The organism is Erwinia sp. Leaf53 (genome assembly GCF_001422605.1).
Taxonomy (GTDB): Bacteria; Pseudomonadota; Gammaproteobacteria; order Enterobacterales; family Enterobacteriaceae; genus Erwinia.
In genome coordinates this window covers 130,974-141,937 of the sequence record NZ_LMLK01000007.1, presented here as the reverse complement: position 1 = coordinate 141,937, position 10,964 = coordinate 130,974, and the positions used below count along the sequence as shown (strand labels likewise).

The following is a 10,964-nucleotide window of genomic DNA, read 5'->3' as shown; positions in this document are numbered from 1 at the left end:
CTTTTGTAAAACGCGCTGCCCCATCCCCTTTCCCGCCGGGAGGGAAATTTCTTCCCGTCCGCGTCGTCGTTAAAAATGGCGCCGCTGTCGTCAACCGTTGTGGTCTTTGGATCAAGCAGAAACTTCCTTTTTTCCGGGCTGGCAACCGGCCATTTTCTAAGCGATGAGGCACTAAATTGCCAGACTTCGCTACTCTGGTTTTTCAGGTTTGACCCCATCACCCCCGGAATAAAAATCACCGGGATCACTTTGTCCGGCGGCTTAAGGCAGACCGCCACGTGATTTTTTTCTTTCGGATGGAAAGGNGTTTGACCCCATCACCCCCGGAATAAAAATCACCGGGATCACTTTGTCCGGCGGCTTAAGGCAGACCGCCACGTGATTTTTTTCTTTCGGATGGAAAGGGATCTCGAAATAAACCTGCCCATTATCATCCCAGATCGGGCGATGATAAGAGCGGTTTTCATTGTCGTCCATGCGTTAACCTCCTGTTATTATTAGCCGCAAACGGTATCAGCTCTGACCCTGTGCACGATGGTGTGTAAATGCTTTTTCTCAGAGGTGACCGTTAAGTCGGTCACAGAACCGGACAGTAAAAGCGACACATTGCTATCTCCCAGTCTCGCAGCGGTCTCGGGGAGGATCCCGGTGCTGGTCAACGATGCATAAATGAGAGTGCGGCCAGTAAAACTGCCGGGGCGGCGGGAAAGATCATTCTCAATGAGTGATGAAGGAAAAACCTTATAATTACCCGATAGTAAGAAGAAAAAATGCCAGGCAGATTTAACTGACTGGCATTAAGTTTGCGGTGGCCCTGTCGTTTTTACCGAGCGTTAATTACTTTTTCGCCAGCTCCGCCAGCCCGACCCAGGTTTGCACCACGGTGTCCGGGTTCAGCGACAGGCTGTCGATCCCCTCATCCATCAGCCAGGCGGCGAAATCTTCATGGTCCGAAGGCCCCTGACCGCAGATGCCGACGTACTTGCCCTGCTTTTTCGCAGCTTTGATCGCCATCGACAGCAGCGCTTTAACCGCCTCATTGCGTTCGTCAAATAGCTCCGACACCACGCCGGAATCGCGGTCCAGTCCCAGCGTCAGCTGGGTCATGTCGTTTGAACCGATTGAGAAGCCGTCAAAGTATTCGAGGAACTGCTCTGCCAGCAGCGCGTTCGACGGGATTTCACACATCATAATCAGCTTAAGGCCGTTTTCGCCGCGCTTCAGTCCCTGACGCTCCAGCTCTTCCACCACCGCCTTCGCCTGCGCCACGGTGCGCACAAACGGCACCATCACCTCGACGTTGGTCAGCCCCATCTCATTGCGCACCCGCTTCACCGCGGCGCACTCCAGCGCAAAGCAGTCGCGGAAGCTGTCGGCCACGTAGCGGCCGGCGCCGCGAAAGCCGAGCATCGGGTTCTCCTCTTCCGGTTCGTAACGTTCGCCGCCCACCAGGTTGGCATACTCGTTCGACTTGAAGTCCGACAGGCGCACGATAACCCGCTTAGGCGCAAAGGCCGCACCCAGGGTGGCAATCCCCTCGGTCAGACGGCCGATGTAGAACTCCACCGGATCGTCAAAGCCCTTCATCATCTCGCGGATCTGCTGCTGCAGCTCCGGCGTCTGGCGGTCAAATTCCAGCAGCGCCTTCGGGTGCACGCCGATCATGCGGTTGATAATAAACTCCAGACGCGCCAGCCCCACGCCTTCGTTCGGCAGGCAGGCAAAGTCGAAGGCGCGGTCCGGGTTGCCGACGTTCATCATGATCTTCAGCGGCAGCTCCGGCATCTCATCCACCTGCGAGCTCTTCACCTCGAAGTCCAGCAGCTGGTCGTACACAAAGCCGGTATCGCCCTCGGCACAGGAGACGGTCACCTGGTGGCCTTCGTGCAGACGTTCGGTGGCATCGCCGCAGCCGACCACCGCCGGGATGCCCAGCTCACGGGCGATGATCGCCGCGTGACAGGTACGCCCGCCGCGGTTGGTGACGATGGCCGAGGCTTTTTTCATGATCGGTTCCCAGTCCGGGTCGGTCATGTCGGTTACCAGCACGTCACCTTTCTCAATCCGGTTCATCTCGCTGATGTCGTGGATCACCTTGACCGGCCCGGCACCAATGCGGTGGCCGATCGCCCGCCCTTCCACCACCACTTTACCCTGGCCCTGCAGGATATAGCGCTCCATCACCTGGCCGTTAGAACGCACGGTTTCCGGGCGCGCCTGAACGATAAACAGTTTACCGGTGTGGCCATCTTTGGCCCACTCAATGTCCATCGGCCGCTGGTAGTGCTGCTCAATCTGTACCGCCTGGGCGGCCAGTTCCTGCACCTCAGCGTCGGTCAGGCTGAAGCGGTCGCGCTGCTCCGCCGGCACCTCTTCGATATCCACCTGCTTGCCGTGCTCTTTCGAGCCGGCGTAAACCATGCGGATCTTTTTGGAGCCCATATTGCGGCGTACGATCGCCGGACGGCCGGCGGCCAGCGTGGGCTTGTGCACGTAAAATTCATCGGGGTTGACCGCCCCCTGCACCACCATCTCACCCAGGCCCCAGGCCGAGGTGATAAACACCACCTGGTCGAACCCGGACTCGGTATCAATGGTAAACATCACCCCGGACGAGGCAAGGTCGGAGCGCACCATACGCTGCACCCCGGCGGAGAGCGCCACCCCGCGATGGTCATAGCCCTGGTGCACCCGATACGAGATGGCGCGATCGTTAAACAGCGAGGCGAACACGTGTTTGATCGCCACCAGCACCGCGTCGTAGCCCTGTACGTTAAGGAACGTCTCCTGCTGCCCGGCGAAGGAAGCGTCAGGCATATCTTCCGCGGTGGCGGACGAACGCACGGCAAACGAGGCCTCGGCGTCGTCGGCTGACAGGCGGTTATAAGCATCATGTACCGCCTGTTCGAGTTCAGGCTGGAACGGGGTATCCACGATCCACTGACGGATCTGTTTACCCGCGCGCCCCAGCTCGTCAACATCGTCAATATTGGTCTGGTCCAGCAGTTCATAGATACGCTGGTTGACGCCGCTTTGATCGAGGAACAGGTTAAACGCCTCTGCGGTGGTCGCGAAGCCGTCAGGCACCGACACCCCCAGAGAAGAGAGGTTAGTAATCATCTCACCCAGAGAGGCGTTTTTGCCTCCCACCCGATCAACATCGTTCATGCCAAGTTGGTTGTACCAAAGCACGAGCGGCAATTCGCCTTTATTGGACATTGAAGCAATCCTTGTAATTAATTGGGAACATGAAGGACATCGTATTGCTTTATGAGACTGGCACACTTGTTGCCTTGAGATAAAGTGTTGAATCGTTCAAGCAAGCAGGGTTTTTTATTTTCCAGATTTTTCGCGTCTATTCTCAGGCGTTGCGCAACACAACAAGCATGATATACCCATCAATTTCAACAAGTTAAAATAATTAACACTTTTTATACAAGTTTATTTTGCGCAACAGGTAACGATTCCAAAACAGAATGCTTTTGATTTTTACCGCGAAAAAATGGCATACCACCGCGAGCATCAAAATTAAAGATGAGGTATAAAGGCCAGGGACTCAGCATATAAAAACAAAACATTCATGCCAATTTATTTTGAATTTTTTATTTCATATCATCCGTGCAATCATCATTTGCATTGCGGCTATCGATTAAATTAGTCTGCAGGTAACCCGACCAATGGAGATAAAATGGACGTGAACGCGGAACGCAGTGTTTTTTATATCTCGGACGGCACGGCGCTGACCGCCGAAGTGCTGGGCCATGCGGTGCTGTCGCAGTTTCCGGTGACCACCCAGACCCTGACGCTGCCCTTTGTTCAGACCGTGCAGCGTGCCCAGGCGGTAAAGGCGCAGATCAACGCCATCTGTCAGCAAACCGGCGTGCGTCCGCTGGTGTTTATCTCTATCGTTACCCCGGAGATCCGTGAAATCATCCTGCAGAGCGACGCCTTCTGTCAGGACATCGTGCAGTCACTGGTCGCGCCGCTGCAGCAGGAGCTGGGCATTGCCCCCGCACCGGTGGCCAACCGCACCCACGGCCTGACCGCCAGCAACCTCGGCAAATATGATGCGCGCATTGCCGCCATTGATTACACCCTCGCGCACGACGACGGCATCTCGCTGCGCGGGCTGGAAGATGCCCAGCTGATTCTGCTCGGCGTGTCGCGCTGCGGCAAAACCCCCACCAGCCTCTACCTGGCGATGCAGTTTGGCATCCGCGCCGCCAACTATCCGTTTATCGCCGACGATATGGATAACCTCAGGCTGCCGGCGGCGCTGAAACCCTTCCACAACAAGCTGTTCGGCCTGACCATCGACCCGGAACGGCTGTCGGCGATCCGCCAGGAGCGGGCGGAAAACAGCCGTTATGCATCACTGCGCCAGTGCCGCATGGAGGTCGGAGAGGTCGAGGCGCTGTTCCGCACCCACCAGATCCGCTACCTCAACAGCACCAATTTTTCCGTGGAAGAGATCGCCACCAAAATCCTCGACATTATGGGTCTGGCAAGGCGCATGTTCTGAATCAGCACCAGGGAGCCCATTATCCCTGGTTGTCTTCCGGTTGAAATCATCAGGCTTTGCTTTAATGTAGCGATCAATCCTTCCCGGTACTCCTGCCGTTGTGAAGAAAAAATTTTCGAGAAAACTGATGAATAAAACCGATGAACTGCGTACCGCGCGCATCGACAGCCTGATTACGCCTGCGGCCCTGCAGGCCAGCCTGCCGATTACCGCCGGGATTGCCGATAATGTGACCGCGTCACGCAAGCGGATTGCCCGCATCCTCAGCGGCGAAGACCCGCGCCTGCTGGTGGTGATTGGCCCCTGTTCACTGCATGACCCGAAAGCCGCGCTGGAGTATGCGGAGCGGCTGGCCGTGCTGCGCGAACAGCATCGCGACCGCCTGGAGATCGTGATGCGCGCCTATTTTGAAAAGCCGCGTACCGTGGTGGGCTGGAAGGGTCTGATTTCCGACCCGGACCTCGACGGCAGCTACCGGTTGAACCACGGCCTGCACCTGGCGCGCAAGCTGCTGCTGGACATCAACGCGCTGGGGATGCCCACCGCCACGGAATTTCTCGACATGGTGATCGGCCAGTTTATTGCCGACCTGATCAGCTGGGGAGCTATCGGTGCACGTACCACCGAGAGCCAGATCCACCGGGAAATGGCCTCCGCGCTCTCCTGCCCGGTCGGCTTTAAAAACGGCACCGACGGCAATACGCAGATCGCCATCGACGCCATTCGCGCCGCCCGGGTCAGCCATATGTTCCTGTCGCCGGATAAACAGGGGCAGATGACCATCTACCAGACCAGCGGCAACCCGTCCGGCCACGTGATCCTGCGCGGCGGCAAACAGCCTAACTATCACCCGGAAGATATCGCCGCCGCCGCGGCCAGCCTGCAGGCCTGCCATCTGCCGCCGCAGCTGGTTATCGACCTCAGCCACGGCAACAGCCTGAAGCAGCACCGGTTGCAGAAGGAGGTCGCCGCCTCAATGGCCGATCAAATCCGCCGCGGCACCACGGCGATTGCCGGCGTGATGATCGAAAGCTTCCTGCAGGAAGGCACGCAGAAGGTGCTGCCGGGCACGCCGCTGGTTTATGGCCAGTCGATCACCGACGCCTGCCTCGGCTGGGATGACAGCGAGGCGGTGCTGCAGCAGTTAGCCGACGCGGTCGACAGCCGCTTCTGATTCACCGTTCGCTTCTGCGACTTACGGCTGGCCCGGTTACGGTCAGCCGTCACTCTTCTTGCTTCTCCCCCTTCCCGACGCTTAATTTTACTTGCGCGGCGCGCACAATTCTTGATAATGATTATCATTCTGATAATGAATGTTTTTAATAATTATTCTGAGGACGCCAGCAATGCACGACATTTACCTACGTTACAGCGAACTGAAAGCCGAGCACCCGAGAAAATATGCCCGCGACCTGGCCGCGTTAATCGGCATCAGCGAAGCCGAACTGACCGCCGCCCGCGTCGGGCATCAGGCCACCGCGCTGCGTCCCGCCATGCGCGAACTGCTGCACGCGCTGGAAAAAGTGGGTGACACCAAATGCATCACCCGCAACGAATACGCGGTGCACGAGCAGTCGGGCACCTTCAGCAATATCCACATCAATGAACACGCCGGCATCGTGCTGAACCCGCGCGCGCTCGACCTGCGCGTCTTCGTTGGCCAGTGGGCCAGCGTGTTCCACCTGCAGGAGATGACCGGCCACGGCGAGCGTCAGAGTATCCAGTTTTTTGACCACCAGGGCGACGCGGTGCTCAAGGTCTATGCCACCGGACAGACCGATACCGCCGCCTGGCAGCAGCTGGTTGACGACTACCGCGACGCCTCCCCGGCCACGCTGAGCGTCAAACCCGCCGTCGCGACGCCTTTCGCTGATGCGTTCGACGGCGCGGCGCTGGAGAACGAATGGCGGGCGATGACCGACGTCCACCAGTTCTTCCGCCTGCTGAAGAAGCACAACGTTTCGCGCCAGCAGGCGTTTAAGGCGGTAAGCCGCGACCTGGCGCAGCCGGTCAGCAACGGCGCGCTGGCCGCGCTGCTGGAGATCGCCCGTGACGAAGGCAACGAGATCATGATCTTCGTCGGTAACCGGGGTTGCGTGCAGATTTTCACCGGCGCGGTGGAGAAGATCACGCCGATGCACAACTGGCTGAACATCTTTAACAGCACCTTTACCCTGCACCTGCAGGAAGAACTGATTGCCGAAAGCTGGATCACCCGTAAACCGACCGCCGACGGCATCGTCACTAGCCTTGAACTGTTTGCCGCCGACGGTACCCAGATCGCTCAGCTGTACGGCCAGCGCAGCGAGGGTCAGCCTGAACAGGCGCAGTGGCGTGAACAGTTAACCCGCATCAGCACTGAGGAAACCCCCGCATGAAAGGCTGGTTAACCGCACTTTGTTTCCTGCCCCTGACCTTCTCCGCGCTGGCGGCGGAGCGCGTGATCAGCATCGGTGGCGACGTTACGCAGATTATCTACGCGCTGGACGCGCAGCAGCAGCTGATCGCGCGCGACAGCACCAGCCTGCACCCGGCGGTGGTGAAAAAGCTGCCGGACGTTGGCTACATGCGTCAGCTGAACGCCGAAGGCATCCTGGCGCTGAAGCCAACGCTGGTGCTGGCCAGCGAGCTGGCGAAACCAGCGCTGGCGCTGCAGCAGGTGGCGCAGAACGGCGTCAGGGTGATCGATATCACCGGTAAGCCGGCGATTTCCGCCATCAATGAGAAAGTGGCGGCGGTGGCGGCGGCCCTGCACCGTGAGGAGGCCGGTAAGGCGCTGCAGGAGAAGATCAGTAAAGAGCTGGCCAGCGTGCCGAAAACCGCGCTGCCGGTAAAAGTGCTGTTTATCCTCGCCCACCAGGGCATGGGCACCATGGCGGCAGGCCAGGGTACCTCCGCCGACGCGGCGATTCAGGCCGCCGGCCTGCAGAACGCCATGTCCGCCGTGCAGCGCTATCAGCCGCTCTCCCAGGAAGGGGTGGTGGCCAGCGCGCCGCAGCTGATCGTGATAACCGAAGACGGGCTGAAAACCCTTGGCGGCACCGACAATCTGTGGAAGCTGCCGGGCATGACGCTGACCCCGGCCGGGAAAACGAAACAGGTGCTGGTGCTGGATGATATGGCGCTGCTCGGCTTTGGTATTGATACCCCGGCGGCGATCCTCAAGCTGCGCAAAACGGCGGAAGCGCTGCCGTGATGTCGACGCGCGCGCTGCGCTGGCTGAGCGTGCTGCTGCTGCTGCTGCTGGTGCTGACCGTCAGCGCGGCCAACATCGGCGCGATGCGGCTGTCGCTGCCGATGCTGTGGCACGCCGGCACCGACAGCAGCCTGTGGCAGGTGTGGTACACCATCCGTCTGCCACGCGTGCTGCTGGCGGTGCTGGTGGGCGGCGCGCTGGCGCTTTCCGGCTGCGTGATGCAGGGCCTGTTCCGCAACCCGCTGGCCGACCCCGGCCTGCTGGGGATCAGCAGCGGAGCCGCGCTGGCGGTAGCCTGCTCGATCGTGCTGTCGCTGACCCTGCCGGGCGTGCTGGCGCTCTACGTACCGCTGCTGGCCGCCTTTATCGGCAGCCTGGCAGTCACCGCCGTGATCTTTATGCTCAGCCGTCAGGGGGCCAGCGGCCTCAGCCGCCTGCTGCTGGTCGGCATCGCCATCAACGCGCTGTGCGCGGCCTCGGTCGGCGTACTGTCATGGCTGAGCACCGATCAGCAGCTGCGCCAGCTGTCGCTGTGGGGCATGGGCAGCCTGAGTTCGGCGCAGTGGCCGACCGTGCTGGTCTGCGCCTCGATCGTGATCCCCTGCATGCTGCTGGTACAGAGGCTGGCGCAGCGGCTGAACCTGCTGCAGCTCGGCGAGGAAGAGGCGCACTACCTGGGCGTGGACGTGCCGCGCACCCAGCGCGCGCTGCTGGTGCTGAGCGCGCTGCTGGTGGCGTCGGCGGTAGCGGTCAGCGGGGTGATCGGCTTTATCGGTCTGGTGGTCCCGCACCTGATGCGTTTCTGGCTGGGTGGCGACCACCGCTGGCTGCTGCCCTCGTCGCTGCTCAGCGGCGCGATGCTGCTGCTGCTGGCCGATACGCTGGCGCGTACGGTGGTCGCCCCGGCCGAAATGCCGGTCGGGCTGCTGACCAGCCTGATCGGCGGCCCGTGGTTCCTGTGGCTTATCCTGCGGCGTCGCGGAGGTGTCAATGGCTGAGGTACTGCGCGCCAGCGGCCTGAGCTATCAGCTCGGACAGCGCTGGCTAATCGAGGATATTACCCTGTCACTTCACCCAGGCGAACTGGTGTCGCTGATTGGGCCAAACGGCGCGGGCAAATCGACGCTGCTGCGGCTGCTGACCGGCTTTCTTACCCCGCAGCGCGGCGGCTGTCAGCTGAACGGCCAGCCGCTGGCCGCCTGGTCACCGGCGAGGCTGTCGCAGCAGCGGGCGGTGATGCGCCAGCAGAGCAGCATGGCTTTTCCGCTCAGCGTTGAGCAGGTGGTGGCGATGGGCCGCGCCCCGTGGCCGGGCAAAGACGTGAACGGCGTGGTGGAACAGGTGATGGCGCTGACCGGCTGCGAGAACCTCGCACAGCGCGACTACCTGCAGCTGTCGGGCGGCGAGCAGCAGCGGGTGCAGCTGGCCCGCGCGCTGGCGCAGCTGTGGCAGCAGGATGGCCCGCGCGGCTGGCTGTTCCTTGATGAACCGACCTCGGCGCTGGATCTCTACCACCAGCAGCACCTGCTGCGCCTGCTGTCCCGGCTCACGCAGCAGCACGCGTTAAGCGTCTGCTGCGTATTGCACGATCTGAACCTCGCGTCACTGTGGTCCGATCGGGTGATGCTGCTGGCGCAGGGCCGGCTGGTGGCGGAAGGCACCCCGGCCGGGGTGCTGGACGAAGCGACGCTGGCCCGCTGGTATCACGCCGACGTGATGGTGCACCCGCACCAGACTGAAGGCGTACCGCAGGTGGCGCTGCGCCGCTAGCTGGAGCAGCTGACCTCCAGCGTTTTGCCCCACTCCGGCGGGCGGCGCGACAGATCGTCATACTCTGGCACGTCTGTAAACGGCTGCAACAGCGCCTGATGCAGCCGTGCCAGCTCTCCCACCTCGTCCTGCTCCGCCTGCTTAATCGCCTGCTGTGCCAGGTAATTGCGCAGAATGCGTGTCGGGTTGACCTGCTTCATCGCCTGCTGGCGCTGCGCGTCGCTGACCTCCTCCTGCAGCAGCCGCTGGCGGTAGACGTTATACCAGCCGTCGAACGCCTCACGGTCGATAAACTCGTCGCGCAGCGGTGACGCCGACTGCTGCGCCTCGGTGTCGCTGAGCAGGCGGAAAGTACGCGTATAGTCGCTGCCTTCACGGGTCATCAGCGACAGCAGGCCGGTGAGAATATCGTTGTCATGCTTATCGGCGGTGAACAGCCCCAGCTTCGCGCGCATCCTCTCGCCCCACGCCTGCATCAGCGTGGTTTCATAGTGGGCCAGCGCCTGTTTCAGCTGGTCGGTGCTCAGCAGGCCGGAGAGCGCATGCGCCAGCCGGTTGAGGTTCCACAGCCCGATCATCGGCTGGTTTTCAAAGCTGTAGCGCCCCTGGTGATCGGAGTGGTTGCAGATAAACTGCGGCTGGTAATCGTCGAGGAAGCCGTAAGGGCCGTAGTCCAGCGTCAGGCCGAGAATCGACATATTGTCGGTGTTCATCACGCCGTGGGCAAAGCCGACGCTCTGCCAGCCGGCGATCAGCCGTGCGGTACGTTGCACCACGTCGGTGAACCACAGCAGATACTTATCCGCCTCCTGCTGCAGTTCAGGCCAGTGGTGGCGAATAGCGTAATCCGCCAGCTGCTGCACCTGCTCCTGCTGCCCCAGGTAGTAGAAATGCTCAAAGTGGCCAAAGCGCAGATGGCTCTCCGCCACCCGCAGCAGCATCGCGCCGCGCTCGGTGGTTTCGCGATACACCGGTTCATCGCTGGTGACCACGCTCAGCGCGCGGGAGGTGGGAATGCCGAGGGCGTGCATCGCTTCCGAAGCCAGAAACTCGCGCAGCGTGGAGCGCAGCACCGCCCTGCCGTCGCCCATTCGCGAATAAGGGGTCAGCCCGACGCCCTTCAGGTGCCAGTCGAACTTGCGGCCGTCGTCCAGCCGCTGCTCCCCCAGCAGCAGGCCGCGCCCGTCACCCAGCTGCCCGGCCCACACGCCGAACTGATGGCCGCTGTAGACCTGGGCCAGCGGCTGCATGCCGGGCAACAGCCGCTCTCCGCTCAGCACCGCATCGGCCGCTTCGCTAAACAGCGACGTCAGCTGCAGCTCCTGCGCCAGCGGCGCGCTGTGGTACAGCAGTCGGGCATTTTTCAGCGGCGTGGGTGCCAGCGGCCGGTAAAAGCCCTGCAGTTCATCGTGCCAGGTATTATCAAAGTGCATAGCGCCTCCATCAGGACGGCCGGGCAGACTTAACTCAACGCCG

Annotated in this window: 8 protein-coding genes; 6 read left to right on the top strand and 2 right to left on the bottom strand. The window is 61.1% G+C overall.

Features of this window, described 5'->3' with window-relative positions; all coding sequences use genetic code 11:
- Positions 1-837 precede the first annotated feature (837 nt).
- Positions 838-3,219, bottom strand: a complete 2,382-nt coding sequence (gene ppsA / locus ASF13_RS08125; RefSeq protein ID WP_056234623.1) for a phosphoenolpyruvate synthase — start codon at positions 3,217-3,219, stop codon at positions 838-840.
- A gap of 469 nt (positions 3,220-3,688) precedes the next feature.
- Here ppsA and ASF13_RS08120 point away from each other — a divergent pair, with 469 nt between their 5' ends.
- The 6 genes from ASF13_RS08120 to ASF13_RS08095 all read left to right on the top strand — a co-directional run bounded on the left by ASF13_RS08120 (position 3,689) and on the right by ASF13_RS08095 (position 9,488).
- Positions 3,689-4,522 (top strand): pyruvate, water dikinase regulatory protein, encoded by an 834-nt coding sequence (locus ASF13_RS08120; protein WP_056234620.1) that lies wholly within the window; start codon positions 3,689-3,691, stop codon positions 4,520-4,522.
- 127 nt (positions 4,523-4,649) lie between these two features.
- A complete protein-coding gene (locus ASF13_RS08115) occupies positions 4,650-5,696 on the top strand; it encodes a 3-deoxy-7-phosphoheptulonate synthase (protein WP_056234616.1) in 1,047 nt (348 codons plus the stop codon).
- 172 nt (positions 5,697-5,868) lie between these two features.
- On the top strand, positions 5,869-6,900 hold the full coding sequence (locus tag ASF13_RS08110) for a hemin-degrading factor (protein WP_056234614.1): 1,032 nt from the start codon (positions 5,869-5,871) through the stop codon (positions 6,898-6,900).
- Positions 6,897-7,718 (top strand): hemin ABC transporter substrate-binding protein, encoded by an 822-nt coding sequence (locus ASF13_RS08105; protein WP_056234611.1) that lies wholly within the window; start codon positions 6,897-6,899, stop codon positions 7,716-7,718. Before ASF13_RS08110 ends, ASF13_RS08105 begins: the two co-directional genes overlap by 4 nt.
- The gene (locus tag ASF13_RS08100; RefSeq protein WP_200929779.1) at positions 7,718-8,716 is read left to right on the top strand and encodes an iron ABC transporter permease; all 999 of its coding nucleotides are present in this window, start codon (positions 7,718-7,720) and stop codon (positions 8,714-8,716) included. Before ASF13_RS08105 ends, ASF13_RS08100 begins: the two co-directional genes overlap by 1 nt.
- Positions 8,709-9,488, top strand: coding sequence for a heme ABC transporter ATP-binding protein (locus ASF13_RS08095; RefSeq protein WP_056234606.1), 780 nt, complete (start codon positions 8,709-8,711; stop codon positions 9,486-9,488). The genes ASF13_RS08100 and ASF13_RS08095 overlap by 8 nt, the downstream gene beginning before the upstream one ends.
- Here the strand turns inward: ASF13_RS08095 and ASF13_RS08090 are convergent.
- Complete coding sequence (locus ASF13_RS08090; RefSeq protein ID WP_056234603.1) at positions 9,485-10,921, bottom strand: YdiU family protein; 1,437 nt, start codon at positions 10,919-10,921, stop codon at positions 9,485-9,487. The two genes, ASF13_RS08095 and ASF13_RS08090, sit on opposite strands and share 4 nt — an antisense overlap.
- Between the last annotated feature and the right edge of the window lie 43 nt (positions 10,922-10,964).